This window comes from Mesobacterium hydrothermale (assembly GCF_035818635.1).
Taxonomy (GTDB): Bacteria; Pseudomonadota; Alphaproteobacteria; order Rhodobacterales; family Rhodobacteraceae; genus Mesobacterium_A; species Mesobacterium_A hydrothermale.
Genome location: NZ_JAYLLH010000002.1, coordinates 69,047 through 92,038 on the forward strand (window position 1 = coordinate 69,047; position 22,992 = coordinate 92,038).

At 63.9% G+C, this 22,992-nt stretch carries 23 protein-coding genes; 9 read left to right on the forward strand and 14 right to left on the reverse strand.

Annotated features, from left to right (window positions below):
- Positions 1-51 precede the first annotated feature (51 nt).
- From VK792_RS01770 to phaR, 3 genes are all read left to right on the forward strand, one after another.
- Complete coding sequence (locus VK792_RS01770) at positions 52-1,845, forward strand: PHA/PHB synthase family protein (RefSeq protein ID WP_326295620.1); 1,794 nt, start codon at positions 52-54, stop codon at positions 1,843-1,845.
- 132 nt (positions 1,846-1,977) lie between these two features.
- A complete protein-coding gene (locus VK792_RS01775; protein ID WP_326295621.1) occupies positions 1,978-2,427 on the forward strand; it encodes a phasin, PhaP in 450 nt (149 codons plus the stop codon).
- A 192-nt stretch (positions 2,428-2,619) separates the two neighbouring features.
- On the forward strand, positions 2,620-3,165 hold the full coding sequence (phaR, locus tag VK792_RS01780; protein WP_326295623.1) for a polyhydroxyalkanoate synthesis repressor PhaR: 546 nt from the start codon (positions 2,620-2,622) through the stop codon (positions 3,163-3,165).
- A gap of 132 nt (positions 3,166-3,297) precedes the next feature.
- On the opposite strand, the gene VK792_RS01785 is transcribed toward phaR, so the two are convergent.
- From VK792_RS01785 to VK792_RS01805, 5 genes are all read right to left on the reverse strand, one after another.
- The gene (locus tag VK792_RS01785; RefSeq protein WP_326295625.1) at positions 3,298-4,506 is read right to left on the reverse strand and encodes a DegT/DnrJ/EryC1/StrS family aminotransferase; all 1,209 of its coding nucleotides are present in this window, start codon (positions 4,504-4,506) and stop codon (positions 3,298-3,300) included.
- Between the two features lie 115 nt (positions 4,507-4,621).
- On the reverse strand, positions 4,622-5,926 hold the full coding sequence (locus VK792_RS01790; protein WP_326295627.1) for an NAD(P)/FAD-dependent oxidoreductase: 1,305 nt from the start codon (positions 5,924-5,926) through the stop codon (positions 4,622-4,624).
- Positions 5,927-6,056: 130 nt separating this feature from the next.
- Positions 6,057-7,418, reverse strand: coding sequence for a glutamine synthetase family protein (locus tag VK792_RS01795; protein ID WP_326295629.1), 1,362 nt, complete (start codon positions 7,416-7,418; stop codon positions 6,057-6,059).
- Complete coding sequence (locus tag VK792_RS01800; RefSeq protein WP_326295631.1) at positions 7,415-8,098, reverse strand: type 1 glutamine amidotransferase; 684 nt, start codon at positions 8,096-8,098, stop codon at positions 7,415-7,417. Before VK792_RS01800 ends, VK792_RS01795 begins: the two co-directional genes overlap by 4 nt.
- A gap of 60 nt (positions 8,099-8,158) precedes the next feature.
- The gene (locus VK792_RS01805) at positions 8,159-9,493 is read right to left on the reverse strand and encodes a glutamine synthetase family protein (RefSeq protein WP_326295826.1); all 1,335 of its coding nucleotides are present in this window, start codon (positions 9,491-9,493) and stop codon (positions 8,159-8,161) included.
- 133 nt (positions 9,494-9,626) lie between these two features.
- Between VK792_RS01805 and VK792_RS01810 the strand changes: the two genes are divergently transcribed.
- Entirely contained in the window at positions 9,627-10,886 is a 1,260-nt protein-coding gene (locus VK792_RS01810; protein WP_326295633.1) for a SulP family inorganic anion transporter, read from the forward strand.
- A gap of 3 nt (positions 10,887-10,889) precedes the next feature.
- On the opposite strand, the gene VK792_RS01815 is transcribed toward VK792_RS01810, so the two are convergent.
- The 9 genes from VK792_RS01815 to VK792_RS01855 all read right to left on the reverse strand — a co-directional run bounded on the left by VK792_RS01815 (position 10,890) and on the right by VK792_RS01855 (position 17,751).
- Positions 10,890-11,696, reverse strand: a complete 807-nt coding sequence (locus VK792_RS01815) for an ABC transporter permease (RefSeq protein ID WP_326295634.1) — start codon at positions 11,694-11,696, stop codon at positions 10,890-10,892.
- Positions 11,697-11,808: 112 nt separating this feature from the next.
- Positions 11,809-12,690 carry an ABC transporter permease gene (locus VK792_RS01820; RefSeq protein WP_326295827.1) on the reverse strand — a complete coding sequence of 294 codons (882 nt, stop codon included), beginning with the start codon at positions 12,688-12,690 and terminating at the stop codon, positions 11,809-11,811.
- An 88-nt stretch (positions 12,691-12,778) separates the two neighbouring features.
- Positions 12,779-13,498 (reverse strand): transporter substrate-binding domain-containing protein, encoded by a 720-nt coding sequence (locus VK792_RS01825; protein ID WP_326295636.1) that lies wholly within the window; start codon positions 13,496-13,498, stop codon positions 12,779-12,781.
- A gap of 31 nt (positions 13,499-13,529) precedes the next feature.
- Entirely contained in the window at positions 13,530-14,306 is a 777-nt protein-coding gene (locus VK792_RS01830; RefSeq protein ID WP_326295637.1) for an ABC transporter ATP-binding protein, read from the reverse strand.
- 113 nt (positions 14,307-14,419) lie between these two features.
- Positions 14,420-15,163: a phosphate/phosphite/phosphonate ABC transporter substrate-binding protein gene (locus VK792_RS01835; RefSeq protein WP_326295639.1), complete on the reverse strand. Its 744-nt coding sequence runs from the start codon at positions 15,161-15,163 to the stop codon at positions 14,420-14,422.
- Positions 15,160-15,597, reverse strand: coding sequence for a tellurite resistance TerB family protein (locus VK792_RS01840; protein ID WP_326295640.1), 438 nt, complete (start codon positions 15,595-15,597; stop codon positions 15,160-15,162). The genes VK792_RS01835 and VK792_RS01840 overlap by 4 nt, the downstream gene beginning before the upstream one ends.
- A 125-nt stretch (positions 15,598-15,722) precedes the next feature.
- Positions 15,723-16,166, reverse strand: coding sequence for a tellurite resistance TerB family protein (locus VK792_RS01845; RefSeq protein WP_326295641.1), 444 nt, complete (start codon positions 16,164-16,166; stop codon positions 15,723-15,725).
- Positions 16,167-16,241: 75 nt separating this feature from the next.
- On the reverse strand, positions 16,242-16,931 hold the full coding sequence (locus VK792_RS01850; RefSeq protein WP_326295642.1) for a hypothetical protein: 690 nt from the start codon (positions 16,929-16,931) through the stop codon (positions 16,242-16,244).
- A 31-nt stretch (positions 16,932-16,962) separates the two neighbouring features.
- Entirely contained in the window at positions 16,963-17,751 is a 789-nt protein-coding gene (locus VK792_RS01855; RefSeq protein ID WP_326295643.1) for a 23S rRNA (adenine(2030)-N(6))-methyltransferase RlmJ, read from the reverse strand.
- Positions 17,752-17,859: 108 nt separating this feature from the next.
- Here VK792_RS01855 and VK792_RS01860 point away from each other — a divergent pair, with 108 nt between their 5' ends.
- From VK792_RS01860 to VK792_RS01880, 5 genes are read left to right on the forward strand one after another with little or no spacing between them, the layout of a single operon-like run.
- Positions 17,860-19,023, forward strand: a complete 1,164-nt coding sequence (locus tag VK792_RS01860) for an isovaleryl-CoA dehydrogenase (protein WP_326295644.1) — start codon at positions 17,860-17,862, stop codon at positions 19,021-19,023.
- A gap of 48 nt (positions 19,024-19,071) precedes the next feature.
- Positions 19,072-19,422 carry a hypothetical protein gene (locus tag VK792_RS01865; protein WP_326295645.1) on the forward strand — a complete coding sequence of 117 codons (351 nt, stop codon included), beginning with the start codon at positions 19,072-19,074 and terminating at the stop codon, positions 19,420-19,422.
- A complete protein-coding gene (locus VK792_RS01870; RefSeq protein ID WP_326295646.1) occupies positions 19,397-20,965 on the forward strand; it encodes an AMP-binding protein in 1,569 nt (522 codons plus the stop codon). Before VK792_RS01865 ends, VK792_RS01870 begins: the two co-directional genes overlap by 26 nt.
- A 1-nt stretch (position 20,966) precedes the next feature.
- Positions 20,967-22,568 (forward strand): carboxyl transferase domain-containing protein, encoded by a 1,602-nt coding sequence (locus VK792_RS01875; RefSeq protein ID WP_326295647.1) that lies wholly within the window; start codon positions 20,967-20,969, stop codon positions 22,566-22,568.
- A complete protein-coding gene (locus VK792_RS01880) occupies positions 22,565-22,990 on the forward strand; it encodes an ASCH domain-containing protein (RefSeq protein ID WP_326295648.1) in 426 nt (141 codons plus the stop codon). Before VK792_RS01875 ends, VK792_RS01880 begins: the two co-directional genes overlap by 4 nt.
- The last annotated feature ends 2 nt before the right edge of the window (positions 22,991-22,992 follow it).

The window sequence follows — 22,992 nt, forward strand, 5'->3', positions numbered from 1 at the left end:
CCATGGCGACGGTATTCTGCACAGCAGCGAAGATACGGGGGAATCGCGCAGATGACAACGACAGACGTTGACGCAGAGCGGGAGCGCATGAAGCTCGAGGAAAATCTGGCCAAGGTCGAGGCTTTGTCACAACGCCTGATCACGGCGATGACGCATCGAAAGGCCCCCAATGTCGCGCTGAACGGGCCAAGCCCCGATCTCTATTCCAAGGCGGCGCAGGCTTATTGGCAAGAGTGGATGAACAACCCCGCCAAGATCATCGAGAATCAGATCGAATTCTGGGGCAAATCCGTCACCCATTTCGTCGAGGCGCAGCAGGCGCTGGCCAAGGGCAAGTTGCAGGCCCCCGCCGATCCGGGGCCGAAGGACAGCCGGTTCAAGAACCCGCTGTGGGACACCCACCCCTATTTCAATTACGTCAAGCAACAGTACCTCATCAATGCCGAGGCGATCCGCGACGCGGTCGAGGGGATCGAAGACCTGGACGACAAGGAAAAGCGTCGGTTGCGGTACTTCGCGCAGCAGATCACCGATATGTTCGCGCCGACGAACTTCCTGGCCACCAACCCCGACGCGCTGCAAAAGGCGGTCGAGACCGAAGGCGAAAGCCTGGTGAAAGGGCTGGAGAACCTGGTTGCCGATCTCGAGGCCAACAACGGCGAACTGGTGGTGCGGCTGGCGGATGAAAGCGCGTTCGAGGTGGGGCGCAACATCGCCACCGCCGAGGGCGAGGTGATCTATCGCAACCGGATGATGGAACTGATCCAGTACAAGCCCACCACCGAAAAGGTGCGCCAGACCCCGGTGATCCTGTTCCCGCCGTGGATCAACAAGTTCTACATCCTCGACCTGAAACCGGAAAACAGCCTGATCCGCTGGATCGTCGACCAGGGCTATACCTTGTTCGTGGTCAGCTGGATCAACCCGGACGAAACCTATCGCGATGTCGGGATGGACGACTACGTTACCGACGGTTTTCTTGCCGCGATCCGAGAGGTCAAGGCCGTCACCGGCGAGGACAAGGTCAACGCGGTGGCCTATTGCATTGCGGGCACCACGCTGCACCTGACGTTGTCGTTGATGAAACAGACCGGCGACAAGTCGGTGAAATCCGCCACCTTCTTCACCGCGCTGACCGATTTCAGCGAGCAGGGCGAATTCACCCCGTTCCTGCAGGACGATTTCATCGACGGAATCGAAGAAGAGGTGAAGGAGGCCGGGGTGCTGCGCTCGTTCATCCTGGGCCGCACGATGAGCTTTCTGCGCTCCAACGACCTAATCTACAGCCCGGCGATCCGCAGCTACATGATGGGGGAAACCCCGCCGGCGTTCGACCTGCTGTACTGGAACGGGGATGGGGCCAACCTGCCGGGCCGGATGACGGTGGAATATCTGCGCGGCCTGTGCCAGCGCAACGAATTCACAACCACCGGGTTCGACATGCTGGGGCACAAGTTGCAGATCCGCGATGTGGACGTGCCGATTTTCGCCATTACGACCGAAACCGATCATATCGCGGCGTGGAAAGACTGCTATCGCGGGTTCCAGATGACAGGCAGCCGGTCCAAGACCTTTGTCCTGGGCCAGTCAGGCCATATCGCCGGGATCGTGAACCCGCCGACCAAGAAGAAATACGGTCACTTCACCAACGAGGACCTGAGCCTGTCCGCCGACGATTGGAAAGCGACCGCCGATTTCCACGAAGGCAGTTGGTGGCCGCGCTGGGAAAGCTGGTTGGCGAAGCGGTCTGGCAAGTGGATTCCGGCGCGCAAGGTGGGTGATTCGGCCCATCCCCCGATTGCACCGGCCCCGGGGACATATGTGCGTATCAAGGCAAGCGTTTGATATATAAGGGGAAATAATATTTATGCTGCGACGCAGCATAAATCTCTTGAAATGCCGCGTCGCAGAATACATATTCTTCGCAGATGCAGAACGCGGGGTGGGCCCGCGCAGCAGATCAAAGGAATTACGAAGATGGCAAAGACCCAAGACGTCACCGCGATGCTGAAAGACATGATGGGCGCTTTCCCCGTCGACACCAAGGCAATGGAAGACGCGTTCAAGACCACCGCGACGCTGAATGAAAAGCTGTCCGGCGTGGCTCTGGAAGCCGCTGAAAAGTCGACCGAACTGTCGGCCAAGTGGGCGATGGACACCCTGACCAAGATTGGTGAGATGTCGAAAGCCAAGGCAGAGCCGGCCGACTACGCAAAAGCCATGACCGATTTCGCTTCGGCCCAGGCAGAAGTGGCGACCGAAAACATGGCAGCTTTCGCCGAGATCGCCAAGAAGGTCCAGATGGACACCGTGGAACTGATGATGGCAGCGGGCAAGGACATGTCGGAAGACGCGACCGCCGCAGTCAAGAAGGCCACCGAAGACATGACCACGGCTGCCAAGAAGGCAACCGCCGCCGCGAAGTAAGCGGTACTTAAAAGTACGGCGCCTTCCTCCTCCCAACTTGGCGCTGTCAAAAAGACCGGGTCCCTCGGGGCCCGGTTTTCTTGTGTCCGGACCTCTGTTGCAGGTCACAAGGCCGCAGGTGCAGCGAATGCTTTCTTTTTGCGCTGCATGCGCATAGGATTTGCTGCAGCGCTGCATTCCGGGGAGGATAAATTGGCAGAGACTGATAAACCGCTGCTGATCAAGCGTTACGCAAGTCGCCGTCTGTACAACACCGAGACCAGTGACTACGTGACCCTTGAAGATATTGCAGGCTTCATCCGCGATGGTCGCGAAGTGACCATTGTTGACTTGAAATCGGGTGACGACCTGACCCGTCAATACCTGTTGCAGATCATTGCAGAGCACGAAAGCCGGGGCGAGAATGTCTTGCCGATCAACGTTCTGACGGATCTCGTGCGCAGCTACACCACGCAGGCCACCTCCAGCGTGCCGCAGTTCCTCGCTGCCAGCTTCGAAATGTTCCGGGACAGCCAGTCAAAGTGGATGGACACGATGAACAGTGCCAACCCGATGGCCAAGCTGCCCGGGTTCGAAGCGATTCAGGCTCAGCAAGAGGCGTTTCTGAAGGCAATGACCGGCGGCATGGCGGCCACGTCAGGCCCCGCGGTCAAGGAAGAGGACGACAAGAGCGACCTCGACGATATCCGCAAACAACTGTCTGCCTTGCAGGACAAGCTGTCGAAGATGAACAAGTGATCTGACCCTGCGGTCGCCGCGTGCCCTGGTCGTAGACCGGGTGCCGACCGGGCAGGGGGATGACGGATCCAGATGCCCAAAACAAAAGGCCCCGAACGTCGGGGCCTTTGTCAGTTCATGGCGTGCGGACGGTCACGTACCGTAGGCGCGAACCGGCTCCATCACGTCACTGGCCGCTTCCAGCAACGCTTCGGCCACTTCGGTGCAGTCCTCGACGGTCAGGCGCGCGGGCAGGCGCGTGTCGCAGGCACGCATCAGCATGGCACGGGTCTGCGGCAGTTCGGGCATTTCCGGCAGGAACTGCCAGTTCCAATAGGCGCGGGCATTGTCGGTGTGCATTCCGAAGACCTGAACCTTGACGCCACGGGCCTCAGCCGCCGCGGCAAAGGCGCGAACCTCGTCATCGCTCATGTCGACAAGATTGAATTGCAGCGAATCTGGTGCCCGGTCTTCCGGCCCCAGTTTCTCGGGCACGGAAATCCACGGGCTTTGGTTGATCAGCGCCGCCACGTGATCATGGTTGCGGCGACCATCGGCCACGCGCTGCGCCACGCGCGGCAGTTGCGGACGGATCACCGCCGCCGACAGGTTCGACATACGCAGGTTGTACAGCGGCAACTTGTTCTGCCAGCGGGCAAAGGCTTGCTCCAGGTCCGGGGCGTTTTCGCCGCGCGGGCCTTTATGTTTTTTCCAGTTATGTTCATAGGCGCCCGACAGGATCACCGCGCGAGCCACCACATCGGCGTCGTTGGTGATCAGGATGCCGCCTTCGCCCGCGTTCACCAGCTTGTAGCTCTGGAAGCTGAAGCAGCCGATCTTGCCGATCGTCCCGATCTTCTGCCCATGCCAGGTGGTGCCCAGCGAATGCGCCGCGTCCTCGATCACCGGGATATTGCGGGCATCACACAGCGCCATGATCGCGTCCATGTCCGAGGTGTGGCCGCGCATGTGGCTGATGATCACCGCCTGAACGCTGTCCAGCTTGGCCGCGAAGTCGGCCATGTCGACGCGATAGTTCTGGCCCACTTCGCACAGAACCGGGACGCAATCCGCATGCACAACAGACGACGGCACCGCGGCAAAGGTGAACCCGGGCAGCAGAACCCGCGCATCGCGCGGCAGCCCCAGCGCCTTCAGCGACAGAAACAGCGCGGCCGAGCAGGATGAAACCGCCAGCGCGTACTTGACCCCCATCAGTTCGGCGAATTCCGCCTCCAGAAGCGATACCGGCGCGTTTTCCGGCGCGGTATAGCGGAACAGATCGCCCGAGGACAGCAGCGCGTCAATCGTGTCGCGGGCCTCGGCCGGGATGGCCTCTGCGTCGTGCATGTTGGGGATCATATTTGGCTTTCCTTAATTCCATCTTTGAAAATACTTAAGCAATCAGCAGGTAACAGCCAAGTGAAATCTGCAGGCGTTTGGCGGATTGCTGCGCATCATCTTGTGGTTTGTGTCCTCAGATCCCCAGCTTGTCGCGCATCGCGAACCAGCTCATCGCCAGCGCCAGCAGCGGGGTACGCAACCCCGGCCCGCCGGGGAAGGGGATCGACGGAATGGCGGCCATGGTGTCGAACCCGTCCGACTGCCCGCGCACCGCTTCGGCCAGCAGCATGCCCGAATGCACCGCCGTACCCACCCCGTGCCCGGAATAGCCCGACGCGGACAGGATATTCGGCCCCACCCGTGCCAGATAGGGCAGGCGTTTGGCAGTGATCGCCAGCGTGCCGCCCCAGGCATGGCTGATCGCCACGTCCGTCAACTGCGGAAAGATTTCCAACATCGGTTTGCGCACCTTGGCAGCGATATCGGCCGGGAACTTGTAGCCATAGCTTTCGCCGCCGCCAAACAACAGCCGCCCGTCATGCGACAGCCGGAAGTAATTGATGACAAATCGCGAATCCGCGACAGCCACGTCTTTGGTCAACACCTCGTTCACCCGCTCGCCCAGCGGTTCGGTCGCGGCGACAAAGTTGTTGATCGGCATCACCCGCGCCGCCACCTTGCGGTTCAGCCCACCCAGATAGCCATTGCCCGCAAGGATCACGTGCTCGGCCATCACCCGGCCCTGGTCGCACCGCACCTGCGCCGGACGGCCCGGGGCGATGTGATGCACATGGGTGCCCTCGTGAATGACGGCGCCCGCCGCCACCGCCGCCTGCGCCAGCCCCTGCGCCAGCCGCAGCGGGTGCAGATGGCCCGCATCCCAATCGACGATCCCGCCCTTGTAATCGGGCGACGGGCAAAGTGCATGACAGGCGTCTGCATCCAGCGGCTCAACGTGGTCATAGCCATAGTGCGTCGACAGGTGTTCGGCATAACGATGCAGGTCCGCCACCTCGTCGGGCCGTGATCCGGTCCAGGCCACGCCGGGACGCAGGTAACAGTCGATCCCATGCACATCCACCAGCCGCTTGACCAGCGCCTTGGCGTCCTCGCCCAGGTCCCACAGCCGGTGCGCGGCATCGCGACCCAGCATCTTTTCCAGCTTTTGCTGGTCGACCCGCTGTCCGCCACCCAGTTGACCGCCATTGCGGCCAGAGGCGCCAAATCCCACGCGATGCGCCTCGACCACGACAACCCGGACGCCCGCCTGCGCCAGATGCAACGCCGCCGACAGACCGGTGTACCCCGCGCCGACAACACAGACATCCGCCCGCACCTCTCCGCGCACCGGATCGAACGCGGGCATCTCCAGCCCGGTCTCGGCATACCAACTGCGCGGATATTCTCCGCGGCGGTCATTGGAAAACAGCAGGTTCAAGGGCGCGTCCTGTTCTTCTTCTGGCGTGAAATATCCTCGGGGGGTGTGGGGGGCAGACAGCCCCCCACCCGGGTCCGCGCGCGTCGCGCGCGGACAAGTTCAGCCTGCGCCGCAGGCGCAGACAACCGGATCAGACGTTCAGCAACAGATGCTCCCGCTCCCAGGGCGAAATCACCTGCAGGAACTCCTCGTATTCCGTCCGCTTGACGATCGAATAGACCCGGGCGAATTCCTCGCCCAGCACCGCGTGCAGCGCGGTGCTGGCGTCGAACACGTCCAGCGCCTGGCCCATCACCCGCGGCAGATCGCCAACGCCGTCATAGGCATCGCCGCGAAATTGCTTCGACGGCCGCAATTCGTTCTTCAGCCCGAGATAGCCGCAAGCCAGCGACGCCGCGATCCCCAGGTAGGGGTTGCAGTCCATTCCGGCCAGCCGGTTTTCCACCCGGCGGGACGACGGGCCGGACAGCGGAATCCGGATCCCCGTGGTGCGGTTGTCGCGGCCCCATTCCAGGTTGATCGGCGCGGCGTGGTCGCGCACGTAGCGGCGATAGCTGTTGACATAGGGTGCCAGCACGGCGACGGCGGCGGGCAGGTGGATCTGCAATCCGCCGATAAAGTTGTAGAACGCGTCGGTTTCGCCGCCTTGCGGTCCGGAAAAGATGTTCCGCCCGGTCTCCAGGTCCATCACCGAATGGTGGATGTGCATGGCGCTGCCGGGTTCCTGCGCGATCGGCTTGGCCATGAAGGTGGCAAAACAGTTGTGCCGCAGCGCCGCCTCGCGGATCAGGCGTTTGAAATAGAACACCTCGTCCGCCAGCTTTACCGGGTCACCATGCAGCAGGTTGATTTCCAGCTGACCGGCCCCGCCTTCCTGGGTGATGCCGTCGATCTCGAACCCCTGTGCCTCGGCAAAGTCATAGATGTCGTCGATCACCGGGCCGAATTCGTCCACGGCGGTCATCGAATAGGCCTGTCGCGCGGCGGCCGGACGGCCTGACCGGCCCATCATCGGCTCGATTTCCTTGGCCGGGTCCAGGTTGCGCGCGACCAGGAAAAACTCCATCTCCGGTGCCACGACCGGTTCCCAGCCTTCCTTGCGGTACATCTCGACGACCCGTTTCAGAACGTTGCGCGGCGCGCAGGGAATGGGCAGGCCCTTGCGGTCGTACGCGTCGTGGATCACCTGCAACGTCCAGTCGCCCGTCCAGGGCGCGGCGGTGGCGGTGGTCAGGTCCGGGCGCAGGATCATGTCGCGCTCGATAAACCCTTCGTCCTCGTCGGCGGCTTCGCCCCAGTCGCCGGTGATGGTTTGGTAGAAGATCGAGTCCGGCAGATGGAAATATTCCTGCCGGATGAACTTCGATGCCGGCACCGCCTTGCCCCGGGCGATCCCGGGCAGGTCGGCGATCACGCATTCCACCTCGTCCAGGCGGCGGCCTTCCAGATAGGCTTGCGCCGCTTCGGGCAGTTGAGTCATCCAGTCGCTCATGAAATGCGCCTTTCGGTAAAGAAGCGGGCGAACTGATCGGCCAGCACGCGGGAATCCAGCGGGGTGCCAAGCGCATCGCGCGCCGCCTGCAACCTGTCGTCGGGCACCACGCCCTTGCCGCGCAGATCGATCAGACTTGAAATGAATTCGTCGCCGAACTCCGGATGCGGCTGCACCGTGTAGGCATGGCCGGGGTAAAGCAGCGCGGCATAGCGGCAGAAATCGTTGCTGGCCACGACCTCGGCGCCCTCGGGCGGGGTGATGACCTGATCCTGATGCCAGGCGTTGACCACTTTTTCCCCGTCGGGAAAGGCATAGCTTTGCGGCCCGACAGCCCAGCCGCCGGGGAATTTCTCGACCCGCCCGCCCAGGGCCTTGGCGATGATCTGATGGCCGAAACAGACCCCGACAAGGGGCCGGCCCGAGGCATAGATGTCGCGGATCAGCTGTTCCAGTGGCGGCAACCAGTCGTGGTCTTCATAGACCCCGTGTTTGGACCCGGTGATGAGCCAGCCGTCAGCTTCGTGCGGGCCTTCGGGGAACACCCCGTCGACCACGCGCCAGGCCTGAAAGTCAAATCCGTTGCCGTCCAGAAGGCGGGCAAACATTTCAGGGTATTCGCCACTGCTGGCCACAAGGCTTTCCGGGGCCAGCCCGGTTTGCAATATTCCGATTTTCATGAAGCACCGGAGGTTTGAAGGATACGTGAAAGGTAATGGTCCGCCGCGCGCGCGGCAAGATCAGACCGTGTCGAGGTAGATTTCAACCTGCTCCACCGGGTCAAGTTCCGCCATGTACAGCACCTCCTGCCGCTTCGTCAGCACAAGGTTGCGGATCATCTCGGCCGGGAAGATGCGCGGGATCACCTCTGAGCATTCAAAGGCGTCGATCGCCTCGGCCCAGGTGGTGGGGATGCGCGGCAGGTCCAGCGCATAGGCATTGCCGGTGATTGGGGCTGGGGGGTCGATCCCGTCCTCGATCCCGTTCAGCGCCGCGCCTAGGATGGCCGCGAGCATCAGATAGGGGTTCACATCGCCCCCCGCGACCCGGTGTTCGATCCGCCGCGCCTTGTGGCTGCCGCTGGGAATGCGGATCGCCGCGGTCCGGTTTTCATAGGCCCAGCAGATGCCCGACGGCGCATGCGCGCCCGGCACGATCCGGTCAAAGGAATTCTGGTGCGGGGCAAAGATCAGCGCGCTGTCATGCATCGCATTCAGGCAACCCGCCACGGCATGGCGCAGTGCATCGGTGCCCTTCGGGCCACCGTCATCGAAAATGTTGTTTCCCTCGTGGTCGAGGATCGAAAAATGGGTGTGCAGCCCGTTGCCGGCGTAGTCTTCGTAAGGTTTCGCCATGAAGGACGCGGCAAAGCCGTGCCGCCGCGCCAGCCCCTTGACCAGCATCTTGAACATCCACGCATCGTCGGCGGCGCGCAGCGCGTCGTCCTGGTGCATAAGATTGATCTCGAACTGTCCCAGTCCGGCTTCGGAAATCGCGGTGTCGGCGGGAATGTCCATCAATTCGCAGGCGTCATAGAGATCGGTAAAGAACGTGTCGAACGCATCCAGCGCCCGGATCGACATGGTTTCCGCCGCCTTGCGCCGTTTGCCGGACCGCGGGCTGACCGGCACTTCGAGGTTGCGCCCGGAATCGTCGATCAGGAAGAATTCCAGCTCCACCGCGACCACCGGCGTCATGCCGTGCGACTTGAAACGGTCCAGAACCGCGCGCAGCGCGTGGCGCGGGTCTCCGGCATAGGGGCGGCCATCCTCCCGGAACATCCAGATCGGCAGCAGCGCGGTCGGCGCCTCCAGCCAGGGCATGGGCACGAAACCGCGGTCGGTGGGTTTGAGCACACCGTCGCGATCGCCGGTTTCGAACACCAGCGGGCTGTCGTCGATATCCTCGCCCCAGATATCAAGGTTCAGCACCGACAGCGGAAAGCGGGTGCCGTCCTCGACCACCTTGTCGGCGAAACGGGACGGCACGCGCTTGCCGCGCGGCTGGCCGTTCAGGTCACAGGCAGCGGCACGAATGGTACGGATCTGCGGATTCTTGCGCAGGTAGTTGCGGATTTGATTGCTGGACATGGATGTCTCTTGAATTTGATCAAATACAGGGTAGCGGGGCGTACCTCCGAAATGCAAGCCGAAAGCTGCTTCGAACAGGCACTTGATCTTCCCCTGTGACAGGCAGAAGGCTGTGGTCATGAAACCCAAGCTGCTGACCACCCTTCAGACCTATAGCCTGGCGCTCTTCCTGGCCGATCTCGGTGCCGGGGTGACCGTGGCCATGGTGGCGCTGCCGCTGAGCATGGCCATCGCGATTGCCTCTGGCGCGACGCCCGGCGTCGGGTTGATCACGGCGGTGGTGGGCGGGGTGCTGATTTCTGCGCTGGGCGGCAGCCGGGTCCAGATCGGCGGGCCGACCGGCGCCTTCATCGTCGTGGTGGCCGGCGTCATCGCCGCGCACGGGTTCGACGGGCTGGTGCTGGCCACGCTGATGGCCGGGGCGATCCTGCTGCTGGCCGGCCTGTTGCGGGCAGGCAGCCTGATCCGCTACGTGCCAGAGCCGGTCATCAACGGGTTTACCATCGGCATCGCGGTGATCATCGCCACCAGCCAGGTCAAGGACGCGCTGGGCCTGCAACTCGACAGCGTCCCGGCGGATTTCCTGGAAAAACTGCCTGCGCTCTGGGCCGTGCGCAACACCCTCGATCCCGCGGCGCTGACCGTGGCGGTGGCCACCATGGCGGCCATCGTTCTTTTGCGCCGCGCCTTTCCGCGCTTTCCGGGTTTGATCGTCGCGGTGGCCCTTGGCTCGGTGCTGGGCCATGCGCTTGGCGGGGTTGAAACCATCGGCGACAGGTTCGGTGACCTGCCGGACCACCTGCCGGTGCCGCACCTGCCGCAGATCACACTGGACCGGTTGACCGAGCTGCTGCCCTCGGCGCTGGTGATCGCCTTCCTTGCGGGGATCGAGTCGCTCCTGTCTGCGATGGTGGCGGACCGGATGATCGGCGGTGCGCACCGCCCGAATGCCGAAATCATCGCTCAGGGCGCGGCCAATATCGGGTCCGCCCTGATGGGCGGCTTGCCGGCGACGGGCGCCATCGCCCGCACCGCGACCAACGTTCGCGCCGGGGGCAAGACGCCGGTTGCCGGGATCGTGCATGCGCTGGCGATCTTGATGGCGATGATGCTGGCCGCGCCGCTGGCCGCGCATCTTGCCATGCCCACGCTGGCCGGCCTGCTGATCCTGACCGCCTGGAACATGTCCGAACCGGGGCGATGGGCCAGCTACCTGCAAGACCGTCGCGCGGATCAGGTGCTGCTGGGGCTGACCCTTGTGCTGACCGTGATGACCGATCTGACCGTGGCGATCGGCGTGGGCGTGGCGCTTGGCCTGGCTCTGCGCCTGCGTCGCCGGTCGGTCGACCCTGCCGACTGGACCCCGCCCGAGCGCTAGCGCTCAGCGCAGAATGGTTGGCCGCACCTTCAGTTTGACCCGCACCGACTGCGGCAGGTGGCGGTTCAGGTGACGGTTGATCAGCCCGAAAATTGTGATGATGATCAATGTCAGCAGGATGAAGTACCCCGCCAGGATGGGATACGGGATAAACGGGTTGAACGTCTTGTCCGCGAAATAGCTGGCGTAATACAGCGCGTCGCCCTTCTGTTTCCACGCCGGAAATCCCGAGAAATAGACCAGCGTCGTGGCGTGGAACAGAAAGATCGCCTCGTTGGTATAGGCGGGCCACGCCAGCCGCAGCATGGTGGGCCAGGTGATCTTGCGGAATTTCTTCCAGCCTGAAAAGCCATAGGCGTCGGCAGCTTCCAGATCGCCCTTCGGGATCGACAAAAGCGCGCCATAGAAGATCTCGCCCGAATAGGCGGCGGTGTTCAGAAACAGCACGATCAGGGCCCCCAGCCACGCCGCGGTCAGCGGGTCGAAGATCGGGGACACCGATTTCAGGCTGAGGAACAGGAAATAGGCAAAGAAGATCTGGATGAACAGTGGTGAGCCGCGGAACACGAAGATGAACCAGTCGCTGGCCTTGCGCAGCGGCCAGATCGAGGATGTCTTGCCAAGGGCCACGGCGGTGGCCAGGAAGAACCCGGAAATCAGGCTGAACACACCGAAATAGATGTTCCAGATCAGGCCCGATCCGATCAGCGTTACCTGTGTGCAGATCGAGAAATCGGACTTCGGCAGCAACCGTTCGCCGATTCCAATCGACCTGAGCCCGTAATCGGCAATGATGTCCCAGCAACTCATCGTGCCGCCCCCGCCCGCAAAAGCGAAGCCCTGCACATCATCTTGCCCGAAATATCCCGGGGGGAGGCGCAAGGCGCCTGGGGGCGGAGCCCCCTCTGATACGTACCCACCGTCATGCCAGTTTCCTCTGCGCTTCGCCACCAGCGGTGGCTTGCCCGTGGGTCAGGCGGCGCATCAGCCGATCAAGAAAGACCTCGGAAACCTTGGTAAAGGCCAGATAGAACACCAGCAACGCCAGGAAATACCACATCCGCCAGTCGCCATGCGGATAATCGGTGAACCGCGCGGTCTTCGAGCCACCCAGTTCGCGTGCCCAGTAAACGATATCCTCGACCCCAAGCAGGAACAGCAGCGGCGTCGCCTTGATCAGCACCATCCACAGGTTCGACAGGCCGGTCAGGGCATAGACCCACATCTGCGGCACAAGGATGCGCCAGAAGATCTGGCGATGGGTCATGCCATAGGACTCGGCGGTTTCGAGCTGCGCGTGCGGAACCGCCCGCATCGCACCATACAGCACATTGGCCGCAAAGGCGCCGAAGACGATGGCAAAGGTCAGGACGGCAAGGAAGAACCCATAGGTTTCGTGGACCCATTGCGGCGCGTTGCCCAGCGGCATCTTGGCAATGTCGCAGACCACGAAATCGTTGCCCTGCCGGATCGGCATGTCCCAATCGGGGCATTTCACCTTGTGACGCAGGTATTCGATCCCCTGGTCCAGCGCGATGACGAAAAACAGGAAAAACGCGATGTCGGGCACGCCGCGCACCACCGCGATATAGGCCTTGCCGAACCAGCGCAGCGGGGCAAGGCGCGACCGCGCGGCAGAGGCCCCGCCAAAGCCGAACAGCAACGCCGCGGGTGCCGTGATCGCCAGCAACAGCAACACCGTGCCCAGCGACCAGTAGATCGACATGTGTTTGCCGGTCGTCAGGTAGCACGACAGCCACGTCAGGCCCTCAAGCGTGCTCGGATCTGCGCAATAGTCGAAAATGGGGGGCCTCGGCGGTCAGGTCGGATTTGAGTATTTTTTGGAAAGATGAAAGGAAGGGGCCTGTGTTCTGGCCCCTTCCGCAGCGCGATCAGAAGGTCGCGCCGATTTCCCATTTCTCGATCAGGGCGTTCAGGCTGCCATCGTCCTTCATCGACTGGATGGCGGCGTTGAACTTGTCCTTCAGTTCGGTGTCGGATTCGCGCACGCCCATACCGACGCCTCCGCCGATCAGTTCTTCCTGCTCCAGAAGGACGAGGTCGTCGTTTTCGTCGGCGATGGGCGTCAGGTAGGACTTGTCGGCCAGCACCGCGTCGGCTTCGCCGTTGCGGACGGCGGCGACGGTTTCGTCAGGGGTTGCGAATTCCACCAGCGTGGCGGCGCTTTCGGCCACGAAACCGGCCTGGATGGTGTTGGTCTGCGCTGCGATCACGCCACCTTTCAGGTCAACATCGGCCCCGGCCAGCGCCAGGTAGGCCGACGGATCCGGCTGGGTGTAGTTCTGGGTGAAGTCGATGACCTCGTCACGCTCTGCGGTGATCGACATGCCGGCGATGATGGTGTCGTAGTTGCCGGACACCAGGTTGGGGATGATCGAATCCCATTCATTGGTGACCCATTCACAGGTGAGTTCGGCGCGCTTGCACAGCTCATCGCCCAGTTCGCGCTCGAAGCCGTCGACTTCGCCGGCATCGTTGATGAAGTTGTACGGAGGGTAGGCGCCCTCGGTACCCATGCGGACAACGTCCTGCGCCAGTGCCATGCCCGTGGTCAGGGCCAGGGCGGCGGTTCCCAGAAGGATCTTTTTCATGTTTTTGCTCCCGTTGGTTGTTGAGTGTTGGTCAGGCGGCCATGGTCGAGGACAAGAAGCCCTGCAGCCGTTCCGATTTCGGGGCGCCGAACAGTTGTTCAGGCGCGCCTTCCTCTTCGATCAGGCCCTGGTGCAGGAACACCACGTGATCGCTGACATCATGGGCCATCTTCATATCGTGGGTCACGATCAGCATGGTCCGGCCTTCGTCGGCCAGGCCCTTGATCACGCGCACCACCTCTTGCTCCAGTTCCGGGTCCAGCGCGCTGGTTGGTTCGTCGAACAGCAGCGCCTCGGGTTCCATGCAAAGTGCGCGGGCAATCGCGGCGCGCTGTTGCTGTCCGCCGGAGAGTTGCGCGGGCCAGGCATCGGCCTTGTCGCCGATCCCGACCTTGTCGAGGTACTTGCGCGCGGCGGCCTCGGCCTCTTCGCGGTCGCGGCCAAGCACGGTCACCGGCGCTTCCATCACATTCTGAAGGATTGTCAGGTGGGACCAAAGGTTGAACTGCTGGAACACCATCGACAGGTTGGTGCGGATGCGCAGGACCTGTTTTGGATCGGCGGGGCGGCGCTGCAGGCCTTCGCCTTTCCAGTGGACCGGTTCCCCCTTGAAGGTGATATCGCCCTGCTGGCTGTCTTCCAGCAGGTTGGCGCAGCGCAGCAGCGTCGATTTGCCCGACCCCGAAGACCCGATCAGCGACACCACGTCGCCGCGATGGGCGGTGATGTCAACGCCTTTCAGCACCTCAAGCGCGCCATAACGCTTGTGCAGATTGCGGATCGCGATGACGGGTATGTCTTCTGACAAGGCTAGCCTCTTCGGACGGTTGAGCGGACTGGCGTTAGCTGAGGCGAAATTTCCGCCCATTGCAATGTCCAAAACGGCAGAATGCCCCGCTTTCCGATCAGATTGACGGTGGGTCAGGTCAAATCGGTGGCGAATTTCGGCGTCGGGACCGCAAGGAAGGCCTGTGGCGGCACCAGCGTGATGCCGCGCAGGCCCAGCAACGCGCGTGTTGCGTCGGGCAGGCGATCGACCGCCGCGACCATGGCGGCGCGCAAGGGCGCGGCATCCTGGGTCGGGCCGGTGATATAGGGCATCGCCGGGGTCGGCGCGGTCCGCTCGATCTCACGCAGCGCGCCGGCCCAAGGGTCAAAGGCCTGGATCATCCGCCAGGTGTTGCCGTCGATCGCGGCCAGGTCGGCGGCTCCCTCTGCCACCATCCGCGCAGATGCGGCGTGTCCGCCGCTTTGCGTGGCGATATTGGGCACGATCGCGCACGCTGCGAAATGGGACATGATCGCGGCAAAGCCCGACTGGCTGTGATCCTGGTTGATGACCACGCGCGCGGCGGCCAGGTCATCCAGGGATCGTCGATCATCGGCGCGCGCCACCAGCACGCTGTTGTAATACCCCGGCGGACAATCCGGCAGGCCGAAGTCAGGGCTGGCGATCAGCGACACCTTGCCCTGCAGACGGGTGCGATAGGGCAGGCCGCAGGTCTGGCTCAGCAGCAAGTCGGGGTGTTCCCAGGCCTCCCACGGATCAAGCGCGCGGTTCAGGCGCTCTGGCCCGTACCCCAGGGCCTCGCGGATCAGCCCCCAGAATACGTCGTTGGCGGCCGCGGTCTCGGGGCGGTCGTACATCGGCAGGCTGACGATCATCTCGGCTCGATCCGCTGACGCGCCAGCGCGCTGTCGCGATCGTTGATCCCCAGCAGTTTCGACACCAGCCGCAACAACTGGTCTTCTTCGGCCTCGCGCACGCCGTCGGCCAGCACCACTTGCCACAGCGCTTCGATCACTCCGATCCGGTCGTCATAGGGCACGGCCGCCTTGATCGCTTCGGTGAACTGGAACGTGTCGGGCGCCTCCGCCTCCAATGCCTCTGCCGCGCTGCGCAGTTTTGCGGCCTCGAAGGGCGACAGGCCATAGCGCGCGGCGCAAATCTGGTCGATCCGCACGCGTTCTTCATCGTCGAAACGGCCATCCGCGCGGGCAACGCGCACCAGAAGCGCGGTCAGTGCCAGCCGCGCATCGGCATCGGGCAAGGGTGCGGGCTCCGGCTGCATCAGCCGTTTGAGAAAATCAGCGAACATGCCCAAGACCTATTCCGCGCCGCGCGCCGCGCCAAGCCCCAATCCTGCTTTCATTTTTCTCCAAATACTCACTGGTGCGCCCTTGCCGCGCGTGCGCCGGGCGCCAGTTACGCGGCGGCCGGGCCTCACGGGATAGAGGCCGCCGCGCGGGCCTGTTCGGAATGGTCGCGCTCGATCCCCATCTGGTTCTCGATCAGGTCCATCAGCGCCGCTTCGCGGTCATCTGTCACGCCGTCGGCCAACACCACCTGCCACAGCGCCTCGACCTTTTCCAGGCGGTGTTCATAGGCGACCGTGTTGCGGATCACCGTGGCCAGGTCCTCGTCCCCATTCAGCGCGAAGGCCAGCTTTTCGCAGTCTGCCCGCATCTTCGCCGCGTCCAGCGGTTTCAGCCCATAGGCCTTGGCCAGGATGCGGTCGATCTGCTCGACCTCTTCGAACAGATACGCCTTGTCGGCCATGGCGACCCGCACCAGCAAGGTTCCCAGGGCGTGGCGCGCGTCCATTTCCGGCAGCGGCTTGGGGTTTCGGGGCGGCGATTGGAAATGCCGCAGCAATCGTTCGAACATGGGGTTTCCTCGTTACCTGTATGCAGCCCTGCAGTCAGATTAACGATTGCATGGCGCAACGCCATGGAAAAAACGTCACCCCAGCGGCGGGTCGGTCAGGGTCAGAATATCGTCCAGAACGATGCCCCCGGGGTCGTTGGTTTCCACCGTGACCGCGGCGACCGGCGCTAGGAAATACCACGCCAGGGCGATCACCCCGGGGTGTGGGGTCAGGTCCAGCACGTCCAGCACCGCGCCGCGGCGGTCATAGAAGGTAAAGACCACGTGCCCCGGGGGCGGCCGGATGCCCAGCGGGTCGGCATATTCCGCGTGCAGCCGCAGACCCAGCGCCAGTTCGTCGACATCGAACAGCAGCGCGGTCGCGCCCTCGCCGCGCCCGCTGCGCGCGGCGATTCCATCCGGCCCCACCGGGAACAGCGCATTCGACCCCAGCCCGCGATGCAGCGCCACCGCCATCGGCTGTTTCGGCGCGCCCGCGCGGATGCGCAGGGGGGGCTCCGGCGTGCCGGTCAGCTTGTCGAAACGCCCGCCATCGACCTCGGCCACGGCAACGCCTTGCCCGGCCAGCCGCTCGCCGATCCACAGCCCGGGAAAGCGCAGCGGCGCGTCCAGCTCATAGCCCGGCTCGACCTTGGGCGGCAGGGTTTCGAACCCGGCGACGCGATGCGGCAGCGCCAGCAGTTGCTTGTAGGGCACGGGATACAGAAGGTCGCCGGCCCACGCGGGCCAGGGCAGCAGCAGAAACAGGATCAGACGCTTCAGCATGCGGCGATCCTATCGCAAAGATGCGCTTTGGCTACGCCTTTTTGAACAGCTGCGTCAAACGCGCCGCTTCCGCGTCCAGCCCGAACGGCGGGTTCACCACGAACATGCCGGACCCCACCATCCGGTGCCCGTCGCGGGCGGGGGGAAAGCGGACCTCGTGGCGCAGCGCCTCGGGGTGGGCCTCCACCAGCGCCTGCAACATGGCGTCATGCGCCGGGTCGGTCAGGACCGGGTACCACAGGGCGATGATGCCCACGTTCCACTTGCGGTGCAGCGCCGCAATTGCCCGGGGCAGCGCGTCGTATTCCTTGCGGATCTCGTAGCTCGGGTCGATCAGCAGCAGCCCGCGCCGGGGCGTCGGCGGGCAAAGGCTTTGCGCCATGGCAAGGCCGTCCTGCTTGTATACAGTGGCCTTCGCCCCCCGGCTGTCTGTATGCAGCGCTGTATGCAGCGCGGCATGTTCCTGCGGGTGCAGTTCCGCCAGATGCATCGAATCCCCCGGCCGCAGCAGCGCCTTGGCCAGCAGCGGCGACCCCGGGTAAGACCGCGCGCCATGCGCCCGCCGCACCCGTGCCAGCGCGCGGCGGTACGGGTGGCCGGGATCGAACCAGGCTTCGGCCCGCGCGATGCCCTGCGCCGCCTCTCCGGTCTTGATCGCCTCTGCCGCGCCCAGGTCGTACAACCCCCGCCCGGCGTGGGTTTCGATATAGGACATGGGTTTGTCCTTGCCCGTCAGATAATCCAGCATCCACGCCAGCAGCGCGTGTTTCTGAACGTCCGCAAGGTTTCCGGCGTGATAGATGTGCTGATAGGACAACATGGCACGTCGCGTAACGCTCCGTCACGTCCCGCGCAAGGGCGCTTGACGCAGGTGCGGCCTTGGGACTAGGATTTGAACAGTCGTTCAATAAATCTGGAGGAGGGCCCGATGTTCAACGCGACCATGCAGTTCGACCTGGGCGAAGATGTCAACGCGCTGCGCGACATGGTGCACCGCTGGGCGCAGGAACGGATCAAGCCGATCGCGGCTGACGTTGACCGCAACAATGCCTTCCCGAACGAGCTGTGGAAGGAAATGGGCGATCTGGGCCTGCTGGGCATCACCACACCGGAACAATACGGCGGCGCGGCCATGTCCTATCTGGCGCATGTCATCGCGGTCGAGGAAATCGCCCGCGCCAGTGCTTCGGTCAGCCTGTCCTACGGCGCGCATTCCAACCTGTGTGTCAACCAGATCAAGCTGAACGGCACCGAAGAGCAAAAGATGAAATACCTGCCCGGGCTGATCGCGGGCACCAGCATTGGTGCGCTGGCGATGTCCGAACCCTCGGCCGGCTCCGACGTGGTGTCGATGAAGCTGCGCGCCGAAAAGCGCAACGGCTACTATGTGCTGAACGGCAACAAGTACTGGATCACCAATGGCCCCGACGCCGATACGCTGGTCGTCTATGCCAAGACCGATCCGGACGCGGGCAGCCGGGGCATCACCGCCTTCATTGTCGAAAAGACCATGAAGGGGTTCAGCACCTCGCCGCATTTCGACAAGATGGGGATGCGCGGATCGAACACCGCCGAACTGATCTTCGACAATGTCGAAGTGCCGTTCGAAAACATCCTGGGCGAAGAGGGGCGCGGCGTGCGCGTGCTGATGTCGGGGCTGGATTACGAACGCGTCGTGTTGGCGGGCATCGGCACCGGCATCATGGCGGGCTGCTTGGACGAGGTCATGCCCTATGTCGCCACCCGCGAACAGTTCGGCCAGCCGATCGGCAACTTCCAGCTGATGCAGGGCAAGATTGCCGACATGTATACCAAGATGAATTCAGCCCGCGCCTATGTCTACGAGGTCGCCAAGGCCTGCGACCGGGGTCAGGTGACCCGTCAGGACGCCGCGGCCTGTTGCCTTTACGCTAGCGAAGAGGCGATGGTGGTCGCGCACCAGGCGGTGCAGGCGCTGGGCGGGGCAGGCTTCTTGTCCGACAGCCCGGTCAGCCGCATGTTCCGCGACGCCAAGCTGATGGAAATCGGTGCCGGGACCAGCGAAATCCGCCGGATGCTGGTGGGTCGCGAACTGATGGCGGCGATGCAATGACCGGATCGGCCCGACCCGAACGGGCCTGATCCATGACGGAGAAGACCCGTGCCACGCTGGATCTGGTTCGCGCCGCTGTCCCTTATTGTCCTGATCGGGGCGGCGCAGGGATTCCGGCTGGGCTGGATCGCGGCGCATCTGACGGAATCCGACGCCATCGCCGCCTATGCCGATCGCTATGTGCGGGCGGCAGGGCCGGGCGCCGCTCCGGACGATTGCGTGGCGCATCCCGGCGCCTCGGTCTGGCTGGTGATCACCTGCCGCAACGGCGAACGGGTCTGGGAATACCGTGTGAACCGGTTCGGCGGATTGGTGGGCGGCCATGCCCCCGACCCGCACGAGCCACGGGCACAGGCAAAAGGGAGGCAGGCTGATGCTGTCCAAGTCCAACAGCTATGACACGCTGCGCAAGCGGTTCGACTGGGATCTGCCGTCGACCCTGAACATGGCGCACCAGGTCTGCGATGGCTGGGCCGCGACCGACCCCGACCGGATCGCGATGCTCGAAGTCGCGCCGGACCGGGTGCGGCGGATCACCTTCGGAGACCTGTGGTATCGCTCGCGGCAGGTGGAAACCGCGCTGATCGAACGCGGCATCCTGCGCGGCCACCGGGTGGGGGTGCTGTTGTCGCAATCGCCGCTGTGCGCCGCCGCCCATATCGCGATCTGGCGGTTGGGGGCGATTTCGGTGCCGCTGTTCAAACTGTTCCGCGAAGACGCGCTGCGGTCGCGGATCGACGATGCCGGGCTGGGCGTCGTGGTCACCGATCTGGAAGGCGTGGCGCTGCTGGCGGGCATGGGGGTGGCAACGATCACCCGCTCGGACCTTGCGACCGCTGCGGGGACCAAGGCGGGCGTCGACACCGGGCCAGAGGACCCGGCGGTTCTGATCTATACCAGCGGCACCACCGGCAAGCCCAAGGGCGCGCTGCACGGCCATCGCATCCTGACCGGCCACCTGCCGGGGGTCGAGATGAGCCACGATTTTCTTGGCCAGCCGGGGGATGTGATCTGGACCCCTGCCGACTGGGCCTGGATCGGCGGCTTGTTCGACGTGCTGATGCCGGGGCTGGCGCTGGGGGTGCCCGTGGTGGCCAGCCGGATGCCCAAGTTCAGCATCGAGGAATGCCAGAGGATCTGCGCTGAAGCCTCTGTTAGAAATGTGTTTTTCCCGCCCACCGCGCTGCGGATGCTGAAGGCGGCGAACGCCTCGATTCCCGGTCTGCGGTCCGTGGCCAGTGGTGGCGAACCGCTGGGCGCGGAAATGCTGGCCTGGGGGCAAGAGGCGTTCGGATTGAAGATCAACGAATTCTACGGCCAGACCGAATGCAACATGGTCGCCTCGTCCTGCAGCACGCTGTTTGCGCCCAAACCGGGCTGTATCGGCAAGGCGGTGCCGGGCCATGACGTCGCGGTGATCGGCCCTGATGGCCGCCCCTGCGACGGCGAGGGCGATGTGGCGATCCGGCGCGGGTCGGCGTCGATGATGCTGGAATACTGGCGAAATCCCAGGGCGACGCAGGAAAAGTTCCGGGGCAACTGGCTGTTGACCGGGGACCGTGGCGTGATCGAGGACGGCTATATCCGCTTCCTGGGGCGCGAGGACGACGTGATCACCAGCGCCGGTTACCGCATCGGCCCGGCAGAGATCGAGGATTGCCTGCTGACCCATCCCGCCGTTGCAACCGTGGGGGTGGTTGGCAAACCCGACCCCCTTCGCACCGAAATCGTCAAGGCTTACGTGGTCTTGAAGGACGGTTTTGACAGCTCGGACGACCTCGCGGCAGAGCTTCAGACCTGGGTCAAGGAACGGCTTGCAGGCCATTCTTATCCAAGGGAAATCAGCTTTCTCGATGCGCTGCCGATGACGGTGACCGGCAAGGTCATCCGCAAGGCGCTCAAGGCCCGCGCGGCGGACGAAACACAACAGGGTCAAGGTTGACATGAAACTGCACTCCCAAGCGATCCCGACCTCGGAAACCTTCCGCGCCAACCGCGCGGCACATCTCGAGGCGATGAAACCGGTGCAAGAGGCGGCGCTGGCCGCCGCTGCGGGGGGCGGGCAAAAGGCGCGCGACCGGCATCTGGGCCGGGGCAAGATGCTGCCGCGCGAGCGGGTGGCGAATTTGCTCGATCCCGGCGCGCCCTTCCTGGAAATCGGGGCAACGGCGGCGCATGGCATGTATGACGGCGCGGCCCCGGCGGCGGGGGTGATCGCCGGCATCGGTCGGGTCATGGGGCGCGATGTCATGGTGGTGTGCAACGATGCCACGGTGAAGGGCGGCACCTATTACCCGATGACAGTGAAGAAACATCTTCGCGCGCAAGAGATCGCCGAGGAATGCCATCTGCCCTGCGTCTACCTTGTCGACAGCGGTGGCGCCAACCTGCCGCAGCAGGACGAGGTCTTTCCCGACCGCGATCACTTTGGCCGCATTTTCTATAATCAAGCCCGGATGAGCGCGAAGGGCATCGCCCAGATAGCCGTCGTGATGGGCTCTTGTACGGCGGGCGGCGCCTATGTGCCGGCGATGTCGGACGTGACCATCATCGTCCGCGACCAGGGCACGATTTTCCTGGCCGGTCCGCCGCTGGTCAAGGCCGCGACCGGAGAGGTGGTGTCGGCCGAGGACCTGGGCGGCGGCGACGTGCACACCCGCCTGTCCGGCGTGGCCGATTACCTGGCCGAGGACGATGGCCACGCCCTGGCGCTGGCGCGGCGGGCGGTGGGATCGCTGGGGCCGCGCACACGCGACGAAAATGCCTGCGCGCCGGAACCGCCGGCCTATGACCCCGAAGAGATCCTGGGGGTTGTGCCAGCCGACCTGCGCACGCCGTACGATATTCGAGAGGTCATCGCCCGCACCGTCGACGGCTCGCGCTTCGACGAGTTCAAGGCGCGGTTCGGCGAAACGCTGGTCACCGGGTTTGCCCATGTCGCGGGCATGGCCGTGGGCATCGTCGCCAACAACGGCGTGCTGTTTTCCGAGGCGGCGCAGAAGGGCGCGCATTTTGTCGAACTGTGTTCGCAGCGCCGCATCCCGCTGGTTTTCCTGCAAAACATCACCGGTTTCATGGTCGGGCGGAAATACGAAAACGAAGGCATCGCACGGCATGGCGCCAAGATGGTGACCGCGGTGGCGACGACATCGGTGCCCAAGATCACCCTGCTGGTCGGCGGGTCGTTCGGGGCGGGGAACTATGGCATGGCCGGCCGCGCCTACCAGCCGCGGTTCCTGTGGAGCTGGCCCAACAGCCGGATCTCGGTCATGGGCGGGCCGCAGGCGGCAGGGGTTCTGGCCACGGTCAAGCGCGACGCCATCGAACGGGCGGGCGGCAGTTGGTCGACCGAGGACGAGGCTGAGTTCAAGCGCCCGACGCTGGAGATGTTCGAGCGTCAGTCGCATCCGCTTTATGCCTCTGCCCGGCTGTGGGACGACGGCATTGTCGATCCGCGCAAGACCCGCGACGTGCTGGCGCTGAGCCTGCGTGTCGCGCTGAACGCGCCCGTCGAGGAGACACGTTTCGGCGTGTTCCGGATGTGAGCGGGGGCTTGGACGAACTGCGGCGGCGCTACCCGGGGGCCGTGACCTATCGCTTCGGCGACAGCCCGGGTCTGTGCGCCGCGCTACTCGCGTTGGTGCGGGCGGGAAAAAAGCGGGCGACCTGCAGCTCCGAGGCCGAGATCGCGGCGGGCGAGGCACCGCCGGTCGTGGGTCGTTGCGATATCGCCGTGGATTTCGAAAACGTGCCACAACTGGTGACGCGGACGGTCGAGTTGGTGCCGGTGCGGTATTGCGACATGACCGAAGAAATGGCGCTTATGGAAGGCGAGGATGACAGCCTTGAAAGCTGGCGCGCTGGGCATGAACGCTACTACCGCCGGCTCGGCATTTTCGACACCGAAATGAAGCTGATCTGGGAACGCTTCGAGGTGGTCGAGGACCTTAAGGAGACGCGGATTTGACG

What these genes read in the sequence shown, in the direction of transcription:
- VK792_RS01770 (WP_326295620.1), top strand. Translation starts at nt 52, where the DNA reads ATGACAACGACAGACGTTGACGCAGAGCGGGAGCGCATGAAGCTCGAG.
- VK792_RS01775 (WP_326295621.1), top strand. Translation starts at nt 1,978, where the DNA reads ATGGCAAAGACCCAAGACGTCACCGCGATGCTGAAAGACATGATGGGC.
- VK792_RS01785 (WP_326295625.1), bottom strand. Translation starts at nt 4,506, where the DNA reads ATGATCCCCAACATGCACGACGCAGAGGCCATCCCGGCCGAGGCCCGC.
- VK792_RS01795 (WP_326295629.1), bottom strand. Translation starts at nt 7,418, where the DNA reads ATGAGCGACTGGATGACTCAACTGCCCGAAGCGGCGCAAGCCTATCTG.
- VK792_RS01800 (WP_326295631.1), bottom strand. Translation starts at nt 8,098, where the DNA reads ATGAAAATCGGAATATTGCAAACCGGGCTGGCCCCGGAAAGCCTTGTG.
- VK792_RS01810 (WP_326295633.1), top strand. Translation starts at nt 9,627, where the DNA reads ATGAAACCCAAGCTGCTGACCACCCTTCAGACCTATAGCCTGGCGCTC.
- VK792_RS01815 (WP_326295634.1), bottom strand. Translation starts at nt 11,696, where the DNA reads ATGAGTTGCTGGGACATCATTGCCGATTACGGGCTCAGGTCGATTGGA.
- VK792_RS01825 (WP_326295636.1), bottom strand. Translation starts at nt 13,498, where the DNA reads ATGAAAAAGATCCTTCTGGGAACCGCCGCCCTGGCCCTGACCACGGGC.
- VK792_RS01835 (WP_326295639.1), bottom strand. Translation starts at nt 15,163, where the DNA reads ATGATCGTCAGCCTGCCGATGTACGACCGCCCCGAGACCGCGGCCGCC.
- VK792_RS01840 (WP_326295640.1), bottom strand. Translation starts at nt 15,597, where the DNA reads ATGTTCGCTGATTTTCTCAAACGGCTGATGCAGCCGGAGCCCGCACCC.
- VK792_RS01845 (WP_326295641.1), bottom strand. Translation starts at nt 16,166, where the DNA reads ATGTTCGAACGATTGCTGCGGCATTTCCAATCGCCGCCCCGAAACCCC.
- VK792_RS01850 (WP_326295642.1), bottom strand. Translation starts at nt 16,931, where the DNA reads ATGCTGAAGCGTCTGATCCTGTTTCTGCTGCTGCCCTGGCCCGCGTGG.
- VK792_RS01855 (WP_326295643.1), bottom strand. Translation starts at nt 17,751, where the DNA reads ATGTTGTCCTATCAGCACATCTATCACGCCGGAAACCTTGCGGACGTT.
- VK792_RS01860 (WP_326295644.1), top strand. Translation starts at nt 17,860, where the DNA reads ATGTTCAACGCGACCATGCAGTTCGACCTGGGCGAAGATGTCAACGCG.
- VK792_RS01870 (WP_326295646.1), top strand. Translation starts at nt 19,397, where the DNA reads ATGCTGTCCAAGTCCAACAGCTATGACACGCTGCGCAAGCGGTTCGAC.
- VK792_RS01875 (WP_326295647.1), top strand. Translation starts at nt 20,967, where the DNA reads ATGAAACTGCACTCCCAAGCGATCCCGACCTCGGAAACCTTCCGCGCC.